We start from the raw sequence: 19,726 nt of genomic DNA, 5'->3' as shown, positions 1-19,726 counted from the left end.
AGTGCGTCGATGATCCCGTTGTCCTTCGCCCAACGCCGGATGTGGTTCCTCCACCGCCTGGAGGGCGCGTCCGCGACGTACAACATCCCGTTCGTCCTGCGCCTGAGTGGACCACTGGACACGGCGGCGCTGTGCGCGGCCTTCACCGATGTCATCGCCCGGCACGAGAGCCTGCGTACCCTCATCGTCGAGAACGCGGACGGCACCCCCGAACAGCGGGTGCTGTCACCCGAGGAGGCGGTCTTCCAGAGCCGGTTCCTCACCGTGGCCCGCGACGCCTCGCACGCCGCGGTGCAGGCCGCGGTGCGCCAGGGGTTCGACCTGCAGACGCAGATTCCGCTGCGGGCCACCATCTTTCAGGAGGCTCCGCAGGAGCACCTGGTGGCGTTCGTGTTCCACCACATCGCCGCGGACGGGGCGTCGATGGGGCCGTTCCTGCGGGACCTGGTGACGGCGTACTCGACCCGGCTGCGGGGTGCCGTACCACAGTGGGCCCCGCTGCCGGTGCAGTACAAGGACTACACGATCTGGCAGCAACAGCTGCTCGGTGACGAGTCCGACCCGGACAGCATCGCCGCCGCGCAGGTCGAGTACTGGCGTACGGAGCTGGCCGACGTGCCGCAACCGGTGCACCTGCCGCTGGACCGGCCGCGTCCGACGGCGGCCAGCCACCAGGGCGGTCACGTCGACTTCGAGTTGGACGAGGAGCTGCTCACCGGCGTCGCCAAGATCGCCGCGCAGCACGGCGGCACGGCCCCGATGGTCGCCCAGGCGGTGCTGGCGGTACTGCTGCACCATGTCGGCGCCGGCAACGACCTGACGATCGGCAGCCCGATCGAGGGGCGCGCCGACGAGCAACTCGACGACCTGATCGGCTTCTTCGCCAACACCTGGGTGCTGCGCGTCGACCTGTCCGGGAACCCGACGTTCGAGGATCTGCTCAGGCAGGTCCGGGACCGGGCCCTGGCCGCCTACGACAACCAGGACGTACCGTTCGAGCGTCTGGTCGAGCTGCTGAGCCCGGACCGGACCACCGCCTACCAGCCGCTGTTCCAGGTGATGCTGGCCTGGCAGTTCGAATGGGCGCAGGTCGAGCTTCCGGGGCTGCGGGTCACCCCGGTCCCGGCGGGCACCGGGACCGCGAAGTTCGACCTCTTCTTCAACATCGTCCCGGCCCCGGCCGGCGGTGCCTACGGGCGGCTGGAGTACGCGACCGAGCTGTTCGACCCGGCCACGGCCGAGCACCTGGTCGACCGCTATCTGCGGGTGCTGCGGCAGGTGGTCGCCGATCCCGCGGCGCGACTCGCGGCGGTGGACCTGCTCACCGACGCCGAGCGGGACCGGCTGGCCCGGCTGAACCGGACGACGGCACCGGTGCCGGACGCCACGGTCGCGGAGCTGGTCGCCGCCCAGGTGGTCCGCACCCCCGACGCGACGGCGGTGGTGTGCGGACCGACCACGTTGTCGTACCGGGAACTCGACGTCCGCGCCAGCCGGCTGGCCGCGCTGCTGCGGCAGCACGGTGTCGGACCGGACGTCCTGGTCGCCGTGGCCCTGCCACGATCGGTGGACCTGGTGGTCACGCTGCTGGGCGTGCTCAAGGCCGGCGGGGCCTACCTGCCGATCGACCCGGCCTACCCGGCCGGGCGGGTCGCCCTCCTGCTCGAGGCCGCCCGACCGGCCCTGGTGGTGACCGACGCCGCGACGGCGGCGGTGGTCGCCGGCTCGCCGTCGGTGCTGCGGCTCGACGACCTGTGCCTGGACGGCCCGGTGACGCAGCTGCCGGAGACCGGTGTGCGGCCGGACCATCTCGCGTACGTGATGTTCACGTCCGGGTCGACCGGCGTGCCCAAGGGGGTCGCGGTCACCCACGGCGGTGTGGTCAACGGCGTGTGGGACCTGCGCCGCCGGGTGGGGGTCGAGGCGGGCTCCCGGATGCTGGCCGCGACGTCGGTGAACTTCGACGTCTCGGTCTTCGAGACCTTCACCGCGCTGACCACGGGCGCGAGCATCGAGATCGTCCGTGACGTGCTCGAACTCGCCGAACGTGGCGGCTGGTCGGGAACCACCGTCAGCGCCGTGCCCACGGTGTTCGCCGCCCTGCTGGATCAGCTCGGTTCGAGCCCCGCGGCACGTCCCGCACTCGACGTGGAAACCGTCGTCTTCGCCGGTGAGGCCCTCTCGGCGGATCTGGTCCACGAGGTCCGGCGCGCGCTGCCCGGCGTACGCGTCGTCAACGCGTACGGACAGACGGAGAGCTTCTACGCCACCACCTACCCGGTTCCGCAGCAGCTGGCCGGCTCCGAAGCGGTGCCGATCGGAGCGCCCCTGGCCAACATGCGCGCCTACGTGCTGGGGCCCGAACTCGCTCCGGTCGCGCCCGGCGTGATCGGTGAGCTGTACGTCGGTGGCCGGCTCGCCCGCGGCTACCACCGCGACGGCGGGTCGACCGCCGACCGGTTCGTCGCCTGCCCCTTCGGCCCGGCCGGTGCGCGCATGTACCGGACCGGCGACCTGGCCCGGTGGGACGACGACGGTCACCTGCGGTACGCGGGACGCGTCGACACGCAGGTGAAGGTGAACGGCATCCGGGTCGAGCCGACCGAAGTCGAGACCGTCCTCACCCGACACCCCGAGGTCGGCCGGGCGGCGGTGACCGTGTGCGAGGACCACAGCGGCCGGGCCCGGCTCGTCGGCTACGTGGCGCCGCCGGAGAGCGCCACCGGTAGCGCTGCGCGACGGGTGGCCGACCTGTCCCAGGCGGAGCTGCGCGCGTTCGCGGCCGAGCGGCTGCCGGACTACCTGGTCCCGGCCCAGTTCGTGGTGCTGGACCGGCTGCCGTTGACGGCGAGCGGAAAGCTGGACCGGGGCGCGTTGCCCGTGCCGGAGTTCGCCGGCACCGAGCACCGGGCGCCGCGCAGCGCGGTGGAGCAACTGCTGGCCGAGGTGTACGCCGACGTCCTGGGCGCCGGGCCGGTGGGCATCGACGACGACTTCTTCACCAGCGGCGGCGACAGTATCCGTTCCATCCAGGTCGCCGCGCGGGCCAAGACGCGTGGCCTGGTCGTCAGCCCACGGGAGATCTTCGAGCACCGCACCGTCGCCCGGCTCGCCGAACTGGTCGACGGCCGGGCGGACGAGGAGCCGGTGACCCTGGCCGAGCTCCCGGGCGGCGGCGTGGGCTGGGCGCCGTTGCCGCCGACGGCGGCGCACGTGCTCGCGCTGGGCGGAGGTGTCGGCCGGTTCTGCATGTCCGCGCTGCTCACCCTGCCCGAGGGCATCGACCGGGCCGGACTCGTCGCGACGCTGCAGGCCGTGCTGGACCGGCACGACGTGCTGCGGTCCCGGCTCGACCGGGCCGGGTCCGGCATCGTCATGGCGGCCGTCGGCACCGTGGACGCCGACGTGTTGCTGCGCGACGTCGTCCTCGGCGACGCCGATGTGCGGGTGGAGTTGGACGCGGCCGCGGACCGGCTGGACCCGGACGCGGGCGTGATGGCCCAGTTCGTGCGATTCACCTCAGACACGGACGTGGACCGGCTGCTGATCGTGCTGCACCACCTGGTCGTCGACGGGGTGTCGTGGCGGATCCTGATCCCGGACCTGGCCGCCGCCTGGCAGCGGATCAGTGGCGGCCAAACCACACCACCGGCGGCGGTGGGCACCTCGCTACGGCGGTGGATGTGCGGCCTGGCCGATGCCGCGACCAGCCCGCAACGAGTAGCGGAACTGCCGGCCTGGCAGGAGATCCTGCGGGCCGACGAGCCGGTGCTGGGCGCCCGTCCGCTCGATCCGGCCCGCGACGTCGCGGCCACCGTGGACACGTTGCGCGTCCAGGTGCCGCCCGAGGTCACGCAGACCCTGCTGACCACCGTGCCCACGGTGTTCCGGGCCGGTGTGGACGCCGGGCTGCTGGCCGGCCTGGCGCTGGCGCTGAGCCGCTGGCGTGCGACCCGGGGCGGGTCGGGCACCTCGACCCTGGTGCGGCTGGAAGGGCACGGCCGGGCCGAACACGTGGTCCCCGGCGCCGACCTGTCGAACACCGTCGGCTGGTTCACCGCGATGTTCCCGGTGCGGCTGGACGTGGCGGGCGTCGACGTGGTGGACGCGTTCGCCGGCGGCCCGGCCGCCGGCCGGGCGATCAAGGCGGTCAAGGAGCAGCTACGGGCCGTGCCGGACAACGGCACGGGTTACGGCCTGCTGCGCCACCTGAACCCGGAGACCGCCAGCGCGCTGGCCGGGACGCGGGAGCCGCAGATCGGTTTCAACTACCTGGGCCGCTCCTCCGGCGCGGACATCCCCGAGGACCTGCGCGGCCTGGGCTGGGCGCCGGACACCGCGTACCGGGATCTGATCGCCGCCCCGGACGCGGACATGCCGGCGTTGTCGGCGCTGGAGATCAACGCGGTCGCCGCGAGCACCGCCGACGGTGACGAGTTGACCGCCTACTTCGGTTTCCCCACCGGCGTGCTCGACCGCGACGAGGTGACCGAACTGGCCGGGCTGTGGGTCGACGCGCTGACCGCCCTGGCACGCCACGCGACCACCCCTGACGCCGGGGGGCTGACCCCGAGCGACGCGCCCCTGGTCGAGGTGAGCCAGGCGGAGATCGACGCGTGGGAGACCCGTTTCGGTGCGTTGGCCACCGTCTGGCCGACCACGCCGGTGCAGTCCGGGATGCTGTTCCACACCATGCTGGCCGGGTCGTCGTTCGACGCGTACCACATGCAGTTGGTCTTCCACCTGTCCGGCGCGGTCGACCCGGAGCGGATGCGCCGCGCCGCGCAGGCGTTGCTGGGGCAACATGCCAGCCTCCGGGCCGCCTTCGTCGACCGCGCGGACGGCGGGGTGGTGCAGGTGGTGCCGCAGGAGGTGGCCCTGCCGTGGCAGTACCACGACCTGACCACGTTCGACGAGGCGGAGCGGACCGACAGGTTCGAGCGCTTCCTCGCCCACGACCGGTCCGCGCACTTCGACGTGGGCCGCCCACCGCTGATCCGGATGGCCCTGGTCGTCACGACGCCCGGCCGCGCGGAACTGGTGCTGACCGCCCACCACGTGCTGATCGACGGTTGGTCCATGCCGCTGCTGATGCGGGACCTGCTGCTGCTCTACGCCTCCGGCGGCGACCCGGCCGGGTTGCCCGCGTCCGGTGACTTCGGTGAGTTCCTGCGCTGGCGCGCCCAGCAGGACGACGCGGAGTCCGCGCGGGTGTGGGCGGCCGAGCTGGCCGGAATCGAGGAACCCACCCTGCTCGCTCCCGGCTCGGACCAGGTGGCCGTCGAGGGGGTCGGTCAGCTCGCCGTCGCGCTCGACCCGGACGAGGCGCAGGCCCTCGTGCGGCGGGCAGCCGAATGGGGCATCACCGTCAACACCCTGGTCCAGGGTGCCTGGGCGCTGCTGCTCGGCCAGCTCACCGGCCGCCGGGACGTGCTGTTCGGCGCGACCGTCTCCGGGCGTCCGCCCGCGGTGTCCGGTGTCGACTCGACGGTCGGCATGTTCATCAACACCCTTCCGGTACGCGTCGAGTACGCGCCCGGCGACACCGTCGCGGCGGTCCTCACCCGGCTGCAGGGTCGGCAGGCCCGCCTGCTGGAGCACCACTACTACGGGTTGACCGAGATCCAGCAGGCGGTCGGCCTGTCGTCGCTGTTCGACACGCTCGTCGTCTTCGAGTCCTACCCGGTCGACCGGGACGCGCTCGACGCCGCCACCGACGCCGCGGACGGTGTCGCCTTCACCGGCCTGCGCCCGTCGACGGCCACCAACTATCCGCTGACCCTGATGGCGGCGGCGGATCCGCAGCTCCAACTGCTCCTGCAGTACGCGCGGGGTGTCTTCGGCCCGGAGGCGGTGCAGACGTTGGCGGCGCGTCTCGCCCGGGTCCTGCGGCACATGGTGGCCACCCCGAGCCTGACCGTCGGTCAGCTCGACATCCTGGACCCGGCGGAACGCCACCTGCTGCTCACCGAGGTCAACGACACGGCCACGCCGACTCCGCGGACCACGATCGTCGGGCTCGTCGAGGCCCAGGCGGCACGGACCCCGGACGAGGTCGCCGTGGTCGCCGGGGGCGAGTCGCTCACGTACCGCGAGTTGACCGCCCGGGCCGCCCGCCTGGCGGGCGAACTGTCCGGCCGTGGCGTGGGCCCGGAGTCGTTGGTGGCGGTGTCGCTGCCGCGCTCGGCGGATCTGGTCGTCGCCCTGCTGGCGATCCTGCGGGCGGGTGGCGCGTACCTGCCGGTCGATCCCCGGTATCCCAGCGCCCGCACCGCCGCCATCCTCGGGGAGGCCCGGCCCTGCCTGGTCCTGACCGACGGCGCGACGGTCGCGGTGCTGCCGGAGCACGACGCGCCGGACGTCCTGCTCGACACGCTCGACCTGGCCGGCGAGCACACCGGCGGTGAACCGCGGGTCCAGGCACAGCAGTTGGCGTACGTGATGTACACCTCCGGCTCCACGGGCCGGCCCAAGGGTGTGGCCATCACGCACGCGAACGTGGTCAACGGCGTGCTGCGGCTCGCGTCCCGGGTGGGCCTGGCCCCCGGCAAGCGGCTGCTCGCCGGCACCTCGGTGAACTTCGACGTCTCGGCGTTCGAGATCTTCACGACATTGGCCACCGGTGGCGTCGTCGAGGTGGTCCGGGACGTGCTGGCCCTGGCCGAGCCGGCGGGCTGGCACGGCAGCGTCATCTCCACCGTGCCGTCCGCCTTCGCCGAACTCGTCGGCGAGATCGCCGGCCGTACCAGTGTGGAGACCGTGGTCTTCGCCGGCGAGGCCCTCCCCGTCTCGCTGGTGGAGAAGACCCGGCAGGCCTTCCCAGGGGTACGTGTGGTGAACGCCTACGGGCAGAGCGAGTCGTTCTACGCCACCACCTGCACGGTCGCCGAGGACGCGGCGAACCCGGCGGGGAGCGTGCCGATCGGCACGCCGCTGGGCAACATGCGGGCCTACGTCCTGGGCCCTGGCCTGGCGCCGGTACCGCCGGGGGTGGTCGGCGAACTGTACGTCGGCGGCAGCGTCGGTCGTGGCTACCACGGCCGGGCCGACCTGACCGCCGAGCGCTTCGTCGCCGACGCCTTCGGCCCGCCCGGTGCCCGGATGTACCGCACCGGCGACCTGGCCCGGTGGAACGACGACGGGCAGTTGGAGTACGCGGGCCGGGGCGACGCGCAGGTCAAGGTGAGCGGCTTCCGGATCGAGCCGGGCGAGGTCGAGGCGGTTGTCGGCGCGCACCCGGCGGTCGACCAGGCCGTCGTGGTGTCCCGGCCGGGCGCGGGCACCGGCGCCCGGCTCGCCGCCTACGTCGTGACCGTGGACGAGGTCGACGCCGCGGAACTCAGCCGGTACACCGCCGAGCGGTTGCCGGAGTTCATGGTGCCCGCCGCCTTCGTGCTGCTGGACCGGCTGCCGTTGCTGGCCAACGGCAAGCTGGACCGGTCCGCGCTTCCCGAGCCGGAGTTCAACGGAACCGACTACCGGGCGCCGCGCACCCCGCGGGAGGAGTGCCTGACCCGGCTCTTCGCCGAGGTGCTGGGGTTGGAGCGGGTCGGCGTCGACGACGATTTCTTCGATCTGGGCGGGCACTCGCTGCTCGCCACCCGGTTGATCAGCCGGGCCCGGGCGGAGACCGGAGCGGAGATCCCCATCCGCACGATCTTCGACCGGCCAACGGTGGCCGCGCTCGCCGAATGGCTGGACCGGGCGGGACTGGAAGCACCGGCAGCTTCGCGTCGCCCTCGCTTGCGCAAGATGACCGTAGAGGAGTAAGCACATGATTCCGTTGTCCTTCGCCCAGCGCCGCTACTGGTACCTGCACCAACTGGAGGGTGGCGAGACCTGGAACATGTCGGCGGCCCTGCGGCTGACCGGGGACCTGGACCTGTCCGCGATGGACGCGGCGATCAGGGACGTGGTCGAGCGGCACGAGATCCTGCGCACCACCTACGTGGTGGACGACCAGGGTGAGCCGTACCAGCGGATCCTGCCGGTGGCGGAGGCGCTGGCCCGGGTGGAGACGCCGGTGCTGGAGGTGCCACCGGAGGAGGTGTCCGGTGCGGTCGACCGCGCGGTCGCGCACACCTTCGACCTGGCGACCGAGGTTCCGTTCCGGACCAGCCTGATCCGCTCCTCGCCCCGCGAGCACGTCCTCGTCCTGGCCATCCACCACATCGCCACCGACGGCAGCTCCAGTTTCCCGCTGGCCCGGGACCTGGCCACGGCCTACGGCGCCCGGCGGGCCGGCCGGGCCCCGGCGTTCGAGCCGCTGCCCGTGCAGTACAAGGACTTCACGCTGTGGCAGCGGGAGGTGCTCGGTGACCTGAAGGATCCGAACAGCCTCGCCGCGGCGCAGCTGGAGTACTGGCGCAAGGAACTCACCGGCGTACCCCAGCCGCTGAACCTGCCGCTGGATCATCCACGGACGGCGGACCTGAGCACCGACGGTGACGCCGTGGCCTTCGTGGTGCGGCCCGCCGTCACCGCCGGGCTGGAACGCCTCGCCGCCGAGCGTGGCATGACCATGTCGATGATCGTGCAGGCCGCGCTGGCGGTGCTGTTGAGCAAGCTCGGCGGCGGCGAGGACGTGCCGATCGGGTCCCCGATCGCCGGGCGGACCGACGAGGCGCTGGCCGACCTGGTCGGCTGCTTCGTCAACAACCTGGTGCTGCGCGTCGACCTGTCCGGCAATCCGACCTTCCTGGACCTGCTCGCCCAGGTACGCAACAAGGCGCTCACCGCGTACGAGCACCAGGACGTGCCGTTCGACGTGCTGGTCGAGGAGATCAATCCGGACCGTTCCGCCAAGTACCGGCCGATGTTCCAGGTGATGTGCGGCTGGCAGAACTTCGCCAAGCCGGTGCTCGACTTCCCGGGGCTCACGGCCGAGTTCCAGCAGGCCCTCACCACGAAGGCCATGGTCGATCTCTTCTTCAGCATGACCCTGGACGACGTGGCGGGGGTGCTCTACGGCGACATCCAGTACGGGACCAGGCTGTTCGACCGGGACACCGTCGAGGCCATGGCCGCGCGGTTCGTCCGCGTCCTGGAGCAGGTGGTCGCCGACCCGACCCGGTGCGTCGGCGACGTCGACGTGCTCAGCGCGGCCGAGCGCGAGCGACTGCTGGTGGAGATGAACGACACCGCCGAGCCGACTTTGGAGGGCGGGCTGCTGGCGGCGGTGCGCCGCCGGGTCCAGGAGTCACCCCAGGCACTCGCCGTGCTCACCGAGGACGACTCGATCACCTACCAGGAACTGGACGTCCGGTCGAACCGGCTGGCGCACTGGTTGGTGGAGCGCGGCGTGCGGGCCGAGTCGCTGGTCGCCGTGTGCCTGCCCCGGACGGTGAACCTGATGGTGGCGCTGCTGGCGGTGCTCAAGGCCGGCGGCGCCTACGTACCGCTGGACCCGGAGCACCCGCGCTCCCGCATCGACCACATCCTGGCCCAGGCGAAGCCGGTGCTGGTGCTCGACGACGACACGCTCGCCGGCGCCGACTGCTCGGGCCGTCCGGAGCTGCCGCCGGCGGTGGTCGCGCACCCGGCGAACACCCAGTACGTGATCTACACGTCGGGTTCCACCGGCGCGCCGAAGGGGGTGACGATCCCGCGCGGTGCGGTCGCGAACTTCCTGGCCTCCGTCCAGCGGCGGTTCCCGCTGTCGCCGGGGGAGCGGATGCTGTTCAGCACGACGGTCTCCTTCGACATGGCGAACACCGAGCTGTACCTGCCGTTCGTCACCGGCGCGACGATGGTGATGGCGGCCAAGGAGACCGTCACCGATCCGGCGGCGGTGCTGGCGTACATCCGCCGCAACGAGGTCAGCGTGGTGCAGGCCACGCCGGGTTTCTGGCAGATGCTGCTCGCCCACGACCCGGACGCCGCGCGGGGGCTGCGCATCATGACCGGGGCGGAGGCGGTGCCCGCCCGCCTCGCCGAGACGCTGGCCGCGCAGGCCACCGAGGTGGGCAACTGGTACGGCCCGTCGGAGACGACGACCTGGTCGACCATGGCGCCGCTGACTCCGGGAGCACCTGTGGCGATCGGCACCCCGATCGGCAACACCCAGGTGTACCTGCTCGACGCACGCTTCTGCCCGGTGCCGCGCGGCGTCGCCGGGGAGGTGTACCTCGCCGGCGACGGCCTGGCCCGTGGCTACCAGGGCCGACCGGACCTGACCGCCGAACGGTTCGTGCCCAACCCGTTCGGGCCGGCCGGATCGCGCATCTACCGGACCGGAGACCTGGCGCGGTGGAACCGGGCCGGTCAGCTGGAGTACATCGCGCGCACCGACTTCCAGGTGAAGGTCCGGGGCTTCCGGATCGAGCTGGGGGAGATCGAGCACGTGCTGGCCGGGCACCCCGGCGTGGCGCAGGCCGCGGTCGTGGTGCGCGAGAACCAGCAGGGCGACAAGAGCATCGTGAGCTACGTGGTGCCGGCACCCACCGGAGGTGTCGCGGCTGACCAGCTCCGCACCGAACTCACCACGTACCTGCGCGGACGCCTGCCGGACTACATGGTGCCGGCCACGGTGATTCCCCTCGCCGAGCTGCCGCTCACGCCGAACGGCAAGCTCGACCGTCGGGCGCTGCCCGAGGAGGACACCAGCAAGGCGACCGGTCGACAGGCACGCACCTCGCAGGAGCAGCGGCTGTGCGCGATCTTCGGCGAGCTGCTCGGCCGGGAGACCGTCGGGGTGGACGAGGACTTCTTCGCCCTCGGCGGGCACTCGCTGCTGGCCACCCGGCTCAGCGTGCGCATCCGCAAGGAGTTCGGCATCGAGTTCCCACTCCGTACGATCATCAAGTTCCCCACCGTGGCCGAGCTGGCGTCGCTGCTGCTGATCGGTCAGCCCGCCGGGGAGATCGCCGACCCGCTCGGCGTGGTCCTGCCGCTCAACATCGACCCCGGCACGGGCAAGCCGCCGCTGTGGTTCTTCCACGGGGGAGGCGGGCTGGGCTGGGCGTACTTCAGCTTCGTGGTGCACGTGCCGGACCGGCCGGCGTACGCCCTGCAGTCGCGCGGCTACAACGGCGTGGGTGAGCTGGTGTCGTCGGTCGAGGAGATGGTCGACGGTTACATCGAGGAGATGCTGAAGATCCAGCCGGACGGTCCGTTCCACCTGATCGGCTGGTCCTACGGTGGCACCGTGGCCCAGGCCGTCGCGGCCGGCCTCGCCCGGCGCGGGCACGAGATCGCCCTGACGGCCATCCTCGACTCGCAGCCCGGCGGGCACGGCTGGACCGAGATCCACGCCAACAAGACCGTCGAGGACTACCGGGACGAGCTGGAGGACTTCTTCGGTCAGTACATCGGCACCGACAACCAGCAGGACTCCATCGACGTCATGGCCCGGGTACTGGCCAACAACTCCCAGCTCATGATGACGTTCGAGTCGCCGGTCTACGACGGTGACGTGCTGTTCTTCAACGCGGTGCTCAAGGACGACCTGTACGCGAACCTGTGGCGGCCGTACGTCCGCGGCGCCATCGAGGAGCACGACGTGCACGCCACGCACCACGAGATGAACCTGCCCGGCCCGGTGGCCGAGATCTTCGAGGTCATCAACCGCAAGCTCGCGGCTCAGTGAACCGACAACCGGCGAAGGACAGGAGCTGATCTGAGATGACAGGGCAGGGCGCGACCGATGAGGCGCGGGAACGCGGCACGCTGTTGTGCGTGCCGTTCGCGGGAGCGGGTGCTTCCTTCTTCCACCCGTGGCGCGAGCTGGCGGCCGGCCGGTGGCGCGTCACCTCCGTGGAGCTGCCGGGCCGGGAACGGCGATTCCTGGAGGAGCCGTACCGCAACGTGGTGGAAGCGGCCCGGACCGAGGTCGACACCATCGCCGCCGACCTCGGCGCCGGTACCCGGACCGTGCTGTTCGGACACAGCCTGGGCGCGGTGCTCGCGTACGAGCTGGTGCCCCTGCTGAGCAGCCGGGGCATCGTGGTGGAGCGGCTGATCGTCAGCGGCTCACCGGGGCCGTGGACGCAGCGGGAGCGGCGGGCGGCCGGGCTACCGGACGAGGAGTTCCTCGCCCGGGTCGAGGAGTTCGCCGGCTTCCGGCACGAGGCGCTCGACCATCCGGAGATGCGGGAGCTGATCCTTCCCGCCTTGCAGGCCGACTGCGAGATGCACGAGGCATACCTGCCGAGCTTCGACGGGCCGGTAGCGGTGCCGATCTGCTCGCTGCGCGGTGACTCCGACGGCCTGGTGACCGCCGCCGAGGCCCGGCAGTGGCAGACGGCCACCACCGGCGAGTTCAGCTACGTGGAGTTTCCCGGCGACCACATGTACCTGGTGGACCAGGGTCGGGAGGTGCTCGACGTCATCGAGCAGGTCAGCACCGGCAGGCGCCCGGCACCGGTCTGAGGCCAACGCGACCGACGAACGACAGGGCCCCGAGCGACGCTCGGGGCCCTGTACCGATGTCGGGTGCCTCGTCATCGACCAGGTCGCACCGGACCGAACCAGGTGGCGAGGGCGGCCCGCAGCGCCGCGGTGTCCAGCGGCTCGTCGGCGGAGGCCGCCCAGGCGACGTGACCGTCCGGGCGGACGAGCAGCGCGGCCGGTGCGGGCAGCTCGTCGAGGTCCGGGACGATCCAGTGGTCGTCCCCGCTCGTCGCCTCGACCAGGTCGACCCGATCGGCCCAGCCGTCGGCCGCCGCGGCGACCTCGGTGCTGCCGTGCAGATCGACGAGCACCGGTCGGGCGGCGTGCAGCAACTCGTACATCCGGGTGGCGCCACCGGCCGTCTTGAGGTCGACGTCGGGAACCCGACGGCCGGCCAGCGGGTGATCGCCGTCGACCGGGTAGCGGACGTTCAGCGCGGTCAGCTTGCCGCACAGCTGCCGGTTGACGTCGTCGAACTGCAGCAGCTCGCCGAAGACGTCGCGCAGCGCGTCCGTGTGCGGGCCGGGGCGGGCCAGCGCCGACTGCGCCCGGGTGTTGTGCAGCACCCGCTCGCCGACCGGGTGGCGCTCGTGGTGGTAGGTGTCCAGCAGGCTCTCCGGGGCCTGGCCGTTGACCACCGCGGCGAGCTTCCACCCGAGATTGACCGCGTCCTGCACGCCCAGGTTCAGCCCCTGCCCGCCGGCCGGGAAGTGGATGTGTGCGGCGTCGCCGGCCAGCAGCACCCGACCGGCCCGGTAGCGGTCGGCCTGGCGCGCGGCGTCGCTGAACCGGGAGACCCACCGCGGGTTGCGCATCCCGAAGTCGGTGCCGGCGAGCCTGAGCAGCGACTCGCGGAGCTGCTCGAACGTCACCGGCTCGTCGCGGTCGACGACGCGGTCGTACTCGGAGGCGATGACCCGGTACCAGCCCGGCTCGAAGGCGATCACCGAGTAGTCGCCGGTGGGGCAGCGGCGCACCCAGATGTAGTCCTCGGTCAGCTCGGGAAGCTCGACGTCGCCGATCAGCGCCGTCATCGTCGCCGACGTGCCCACGAAGTCGATGCCCGACAGTTTGCGTACGGCGCTGCGTCCGCCGTCGCAGCCCACCAGATAGCGGGCGCGCAGCGTACGCGTCGGTCCCGGCGCGGTACCCATTTCGACGGTCACCTCGGCACCGTCCTGGCTGATTCCGGTCACCTCGGACGACCGTTGGATACGCACACCCAGCGCGACGGCCCATTCCTCGAGCAGCCGCTCGATGTCGGTCTGCAGGATCATCAACGGATAGGGGTGCCGGGACTCCGCCTCGTCGAACTCCAGATAAAGACCGGAGAAATGGCCTACGGGTTGCGGAACGCCGATGTCCGTGAAGCGATCCAGGATCCCACGCTGGTCCAGCACCTCCAGGGTGCGCGAGTGCATTCCGCCGGCCCGCGACTCGCCCGTCGGCTGGGCGAGCCGCTCCACCACCAGCACATCGACACCCGCCAGGCGAAGTTCGCAGGCCAGCATCAGACCGGTGGGTCCGGCACCGGCGATCACCACGTCCGCATCCACACCGCTGTCTTCCACGTCGTTCCCCTCACGTCCCTGCGCCATGTGTCGTCGAATTACCGTCACGGTCACCCGCCGACGGCCGTGAGGCAACCGGCGGCGGCGCCGACGCGGCCCGCGTTCGGTCCACCTTGTACTGTCCCGCCAGCGGGACGGCTACGCGTTGGTCACCTCGACCGCACCCCCGGTGAACCCCTGTATTCGCCTTTACCGGTGTTCCCGTACGAAGAATCGCGCCACACTCGAACCGGCCACCAAGGAATTGCCTCGTCGCATGAGGCGACTTCCGTCAGTGGCACTTTCCGCACGCCGCATGGTGGTGTCGGCGGTGCCGGCCCGAATCGGGCCGAAAAGGATCGGAAAGACAATCCCGACCGGCGGACCAAAGGGAGCTGAAGAATGGAATCGTCACCACGGACGGACCACCAGAATGGTGGCGGCGGCGCAGCCGTGGCGCGACCCGTCCCGCAGGCGCAGGCCATCGCGGACCTGTGGTCGGAGTATCTCGGCGCCGAGGCCAAGGAGGACGACGACTTCTTCGCGCTCGGTGGCACCTCGCTGGCCGGTATCAAGATCATCGACCGGATGGCCGACGACTACGGCGTACGGCTGTCCGTCCGGGCCTTCTACCTGGCGCAGACACCGGCCCGGGTCGCCGAGCTGATCGCACAGGGCAGGGCCGGGACGTGAGGCTCACCCCGGGTCCCGCCCGCGACATCGACCTGGACACCGTCGATCTGTTCGACCTGGACCTCTACTCCCACGGCGACCCGCATCCCGTCTGGGACGTGATGCGGGCCAAGGCGCCGCTGCACCACCAGGTCCTGCCCGACGGTCGGGAGTTCTGGTCGGTGACCCGGTACGAGGACGTCTGCCGGGTGCTCGGCGACCACCGTGAGTTCACCTCCGAGCGGGGCACGGTCCCCACCCACCTGGGCACCGACGACCCGGCCGCGGGCAGGCTGCTGACCTCGACCGACCCGCCGCGCCACACCCGGGTACGCCGTGCCATCGGCGCCAAACTCACCGCGCGGGCGGTGGCGCCCTGGGCCGAGACCATCCGCACCACCGTGGTGGAGTTCCTCGAGCCGGCGCTCGACGGGGAGGTCTTCGACCTGGCCGACCGGGCGCTGCTGCTGCCGGCGTTGGTCACCGGCCCCCTGCTCGGCATCCCCGAGCGGGACTGGCAGGAGCTGGTGGAGCTGACCGCGATGGTGACGGCTCCCGCCGACCCGCACTTCCAGCACGGCAGCGAGGCCGCGACCCTGGCGATCGCTCACCACGAGCTCATCACCTACGTCACCGAGTGGGTACGGCGGCGGCGGGCGGGCGGTGGCGACGACGGCAGTCTGCTCGACCACCTGATGAACCTCAGCGTGGAGGGCACGCCGCTGACCGACGAGGAGATCGCCCTCGACGGCTACAGCATCCTGCTCGGCGCCAACGTGACCACACCGCACACCGTGTCCGGCACGGTCGAGGCGCTGATCGAGCGGCCGGAGCAGTTCGCCCGGGCACAGGCCGACCCGTCGCTGATCCCGAACCTGGTGGAGGAGGGACTGCGCTGGACGTCCGCGGCGTGCAACTTCATGCGGTACGCGGTGGACGACGTCCAGATCGGCGGCGGCACCATCCCGGCGCGCGCCGCGGTCGTCGCCTGGATCGGTTCGGCCAACCGGGACGAGCTGCAGTTCCCCGATCCGCATGTGTTCGACATCAACCGCGTCGGCGCGAAGCGTCAGGTCGCGTTCGGCTTCGGCCCGCACTTCTGCATCGGCGCGCCGCTGGCCCGGATGACGCTGCGGATCTTCTTCGAGGAGCTGCTCGACCGGTTCGGCGCCATCGAACTAGCCGGTGAGCCGCAGCACCTGCGGTCGTACTTCATCGCCGGGATGACCCACCTGCCCATCGTCGCCCAGAAACGGCCGACATCATGACCGTCAGCACCGTCTCGCCGTGGTTCATCCGGCAACCGTCCACCGCGCATCCGTCCCGGATCTTCTGCCTGCCCTTCTCCGGGGCCGGGGCCTCGGCCTTCAACGGTTGGCCCGCCACGCTCGGCGACGCCGAGATCTGCCCGGTGCAGTTCCCCGGCCGGGAGAACCGGCTGGCCCATCCGCACTACGGCACCTACGAGAACCTCGCCGACGGCCTCGTCGACGCGCTGTCACCGACGCTCGACCGCCCGTTCGCGCTGTTCGGCCACTGTGCCGGCGCCCTGCCGGCCTTCGAGGCCGTGGTTCGGTTGGCCGCACGTGGCCTGCCCGGCCCGGAGTGCCTCTTCGTGTCGGGCCAGCCGGCGCCGCACGACGCGTCGCGCGACCGGATGCTCGCGATGAGCGAGCCGGAGCTGCGCCGGGAGGTGGAGGCGTTCCTGCGTGGGCGGGGCATCGACCCCCGGCCGGACATGATCGACATGGGTCTGTCGGTGCTGCTCGACGACCACGCCGCCGCCGCGCGGTACCGGCGGTCGGAGCCGGCCCGGCTGGCCTGCCCGATCGTCGTCGTGCACTGGCGGGACGACCCCGAGGTGAGCCTCGACGAGCTGGCCGGATGGCGCCACTACTCCGACTCGGTGCAGTTCCGGGTCGTCGCCGGCGGTCACTACGACTTCATGGACGCGCCCGACGAACTTCGAGATCTGTTGACCACCTGGCGGTGACGGCGGCACGGCGCGACGAGAGTCGTCCGCCGTGCGGAGCGGAAGGAAATCGCATGGTTAGGGCAGGAGCGGACATCGCGGTGATCGGGATGTCGTGCCGCTTTCCCGGCGTGCCCGGCTTGACGGAGTTCTGGCGTCTGCTGGTCAACGGCGAGTCGACCGTCGCGACGTTCCCGGAACACCGGCTGACCGGTTCGACGGTCTCGTCCCACCCGGACGCCGCGACCCTGACGACCGGGTCGTTCCTCGACGCCATCGACGGATTCGACGCGGCCTTCTTCGGCACCGGCGGCGCGGAGGCGGCGGCCATGGACCCCACCCAGCGGCTGGGGCTGGAGCTGGCCTGGGAGGCGGTCGAGGACGCCCGCATCCCGGCGACCGCGCTCGCCGGCCGCGAGGTCGACGTCGTGGTGAGCACCGCGCCCTCCGGGTACGACCTGCTCCGCAAGCTGTCCGGCAGCGACCGGGACGACCACTACGCCGCGCTCGGGTCGAGTGGTGCGTTGATCGCGAACCGGATCTCCAGCCTCCTCGACGTCCGGGGCATGAGCTTCTGCGCGGACTCCGGCCAGTCCTCCTCGCTGGTGGCGCTGGCGTTGGCCTGCGACCGGATCCGCAGCGGCGCGGTCGAGCTGGCCATCGCCGGCGGCGTACACCTGATCACCGATCCTGAGGCGGGCATCAGCCTGGCCAATCTGGGCGCGTTGTCGCCCGACGGCCGCTGCTTCACCTTCGACGAGCGGGCCAACGGTTTCGTCCGCGGCGAAGGTGGGGCGATCGTCGTGCTCAAGCGGTTGGACCTCGCCGTCGCCGACGGCGACCACATCTACGCGGTGGTCCGGGGCTGGGGTGTCGCCAGCGGCGGAGCGTCCAGCCGGATGCCGGACCCCAGCCCCAGCGGCCAGGCCGCGGCCACCCGCACCGCGCTGGAGCGTGCCGCCGTCGACTTCGGCGACGTCGACTACGTCGAGGCGCACGGTACCGGCACCCGGCTCGGTGACCCGGCCGAACTCGCCGGCCTGCGCGAGGTCTTCCGGCAGACCGGCCGCACCCGCCCGCTGGCCGTCGGGTCGGTGAAGACCAACGTGGGCCACCTGGAACCGGCCGCGGGGATCGTCGGCTTCGTCAAGACGGCGCTCTGCCTGGACCGCGGGCAACTGGTCCCGAGCCTGAACTTCCGGTCGCCGAACCCCGCCGTCGCCGACTTCGGGCGGGACTTCGAGGTCGCCCGCGCCGCCCAGCCCTGGCCGGGGCAGCCCGGCCGGCCCCGCCGGGCCGGGGTGTCGGCGTTCGGCATGGGTGGCACCACCGCACACGTGATCCTCGAACAGGCGCCCGGGCAACCGGACACTCCCACCGCCGCGCAGACCGCCGGGGTGCTGCCGTGGGTGCTCTCGGCCCGGTCGCCGGAGGCGCTCCGGGCGCAGGCGGCCCGGCTGCGCGAGTTCGTCGCCGCGGACACCTCGCTGTCGGCGGCCGACGTGGCGTACTCGCTCGTGGCGACGCGGACCACGTTCGCGCACCGGGCGGTGGTGCTCGGTGACGGACGCGAGGCGGCGCTGGCCGGTCTCGACCTGGTGGCCGGCGGGCAGAGCGCCGCCCGGGCGGTCCGCGGGGTGGTCGACGGGCCGGTCGGCCCCACCGTCTTCGTCTTCCCCGGCCAGGGATCCCAGTGGCAGGGCATGGGCCGGCAGCTGTACGCGGAGTCCGAGGTCTTCGCCGGTGCCATCGACGACTGCGCCCGGGCCTTCCAGCTGTGGCTCGACTGGTCCCTGGTGGACGTGGTGACCGGCGCCGAATCGGCGGCCTCGCTGGACCGGATCGACGTCATCCAGCCGGCGCTGTTCGCGATGATGGTGTCGCTGGCGCGGGTGTGGCGCTCGCTCGGCGTGGTGCCCGACGCGGTGGTGGGGCATTCGCAGGGCGAGATCGCCGCGGCGTACGACTGCGGGGCGATCTCGCTCGACGACGCCGCACGGATCGTCAGCGTGCGCAGCCAGGCCATGGCCGAGCTGACCGGCTGCGGTGGGATGACCGCGGTGGCCGCGTCGCCGGACTGGGTCCGGGACCGGCTGGCGCGGTGGTCCGGGCGGCTGTCGGTCGCCGCGGTCAACGGGCCCAGCTCCGTCGTGATCTCCGGCGAGGTGCCGGCCCTCGACGAGTTCGCCGAGCTGGCCGGCGCCGAGGGCGTCCGGGTACGCCGGGTCAAGGTCGACCTGGCCGGCCACTCCCACTACCTCGAACCCCTCCGGGAGACGTTGCTCGACGCCATCGCGGACGTCACGTCCCGGGAGTCGGCGGTCAGGTTCTACTCGACCGTCACCGGCGGCCCGTTCGACACCCGAGGGCTGGACAGCGCCCACTGGTACGCCAACCTGCGCTCGATGGTCCGGTTCGGCGAGGTCGTCGAGCAGCTGATGGCGGTGCCCGGGACCATGTTCGTGGAGGTCAGCCCGCATCCGGTGCTCCAGCTGGCGATGGCCGAGACCGCTGACGCGCTGGCCGCCTCTCCGGTGCTGGTCAACACCCTGCACCGGGACGACGCCGGCCTGCTCAAGGTGTACGGCTCGCTGGCCGAGCTGCACGTGCGGGGCCTGCCCGTCGATTGGAGCGCGGCCTGCGGCCTCCGGCCCGCCCGCCGGATCGGCCTACCGACCTATCCGTTCCAGCGGCAGCGGTACTGGCTGACCGCCGACGACGCCGCCACGTCGCCCGGTGCTCCGGCACCGGCCGACGGCGTCCGCCCGGACAGCGAGGCGTCCGCCCTGGGCCTGGTGTGCGCCGAGGCGGCGGCGATGCTGAGCACGACGAAACCGGGCCTGACCCCGGCCGTACTCACGGCGCGGTCGGCACAGACCTTCCGGGACCTCGGCTTCGACTCCGCCATGGTGGTCGGACTCCGCAACCGGCTGGCCGGGGTCACCGGGCTACGGCTCTCTGCCACGGTCGCCTTCACCTACCCAACGCCGCAGGCGCTGGCGGCACACCTCTTCGCTCTGGTCGAACCGCCGAAGCCGGACCCGCCGGCCGAGCCGGCGGAGCTCGACGACCGCGCCGACGACGAGCTGTACGCGCTCATCGACCGCGGATACCTGTAGTCACGTCCGTTCTCGTCCAACCG

General features: G+C 72.0%; 8 protein-coding genes. 7 read left to right on the top strand and 1 reads right to left on the bottom strand.

Annotation, left to right across the window (positions count from 1 at the left end; genetic code table 11):
* The first annotated feature begins 9 nt into the window (after positions 1 to 9).
* Genes O7597_RS30140 through O7597_RS30130 form a run of 3 tightly spaced genes read left to right on the top strand, consistent with a single transcriptional unit; the run spans position 10 to position 12,369 of the window.
* Complete coding sequence (locus O7597_RS30140) at positions 10 to 7,770, top strand: non-ribosomal peptide synthetase (RefSeq protein WP_281581473.1); 7,761 nt, start codon at positions 10 to 12, stop codon at positions 7,768 to 7,770.
* Positions 7,771 to 7,774: 4 nt separating this feature from the next.
* Entirely contained in the window at positions 7,775 to 11,587 is a 3,813-nt protein-coding gene (locus O7597_RS30135; RefSeq protein ID WP_281581472.1) for a non-ribosomal peptide synthetase, read from the top strand.
* Between the two features lie 35 nt (positions 11,588 to 11,622).
* Positions 11,623 to 12,369, top strand: a complete 747-nt coding sequence (locus tag O7597_RS30130) for an alpha/beta fold hydrolase (RefSeq protein WP_281581471.1) — start codon at positions 11,623 to 11,625, stop codon at positions 12,367 to 12,369.
* Positions 12,370 to 12,440: 71 nt separating this feature from the next.
* Here the strand turns inward: O7597_RS30130 and O7597_RS30125 are convergent, their stop codons facing one another.
* Complete coding sequence (locus O7597_RS30125) at positions 12,441 to 13,961, bottom strand: FAD-dependent monooxygenase (RefSeq protein ID WP_281581470.1); 1,521 nt, start codon at positions 13,959 to 13,961, stop codon at positions 12,441 to 12,443.
* Positions 13,962 to 14,342: 381 nt separating this feature from the next.
* Between O7597_RS30125 and O7597_RS30120 the strand changes: the two genes are divergently transcribed.
* Genes O7597_RS30120 through O7597_RS30105 form a run of 4 tightly spaced genes read left to right on the top strand, consistent with a single transcriptional unit; the run spans position 14,343 to position 19,703 of the window.
* Positions 14,343 to 14,633 carry an acyl carrier protein gene (locus O7597_RS30120; protein WP_210823779.1) on the top strand — a complete coding sequence of 97 codons (291 nt, stop codon included), beginning with the start codon at positions 14,343 to 14,345 and terminating at the stop codon, positions 14,631 to 14,633.
* Entirely contained in the window at positions 14,630 to 15,880 is a 1,251-nt protein-coding gene (locus O7597_RS30115; RefSeq protein ID WP_269742068.1) for a cytochrome P450, read from the top strand. The genes O7597_RS30120 and O7597_RS30115 overlap by 4 nt, the downstream gene beginning before the upstream one ends.
* Complete coding sequence (locus O7597_RS30110) at positions 15,877 to 16,605, top strand: alpha/beta fold hydrolase (protein WP_281581469.1); 729 nt, start codon at positions 15,877 to 15,879, stop codon at positions 16,603 to 16,605. The genes O7597_RS30115 and O7597_RS30110 overlap by 4 nt, the downstream gene beginning before the upstream one ends.
* Before the next feature lie 53 nt (positions 16,606 to 16,658).
* Positions 16,659 to 19,703 (top strand): acyltransferase domain-containing protein, encoded by a 3,045-nt coding sequence (locus O7597_RS30105; protein ID WP_281581468.1) that lies wholly within the window; start codon positions 16,659 to 16,661, stop codon positions 19,701 to 19,703.
* Positions 19,704 to 19,726: the final 23 nt, after the last annotated feature.

It is taken from the genome of Verrucosispora sp. WMMC514 (assembly GCF_027497295.1).
Lineage (GTDB): Bacteria > Actinomycetota > Actinomycetes > Mycobacteriales > Micromonosporaceae > Micromonospora > Micromonospora palythoicola.
The sequence above is the reverse complement of the archived record's forward strand: the minus strand, read 5'-3'. Positions and strand labels throughout refer to the sequence as shown.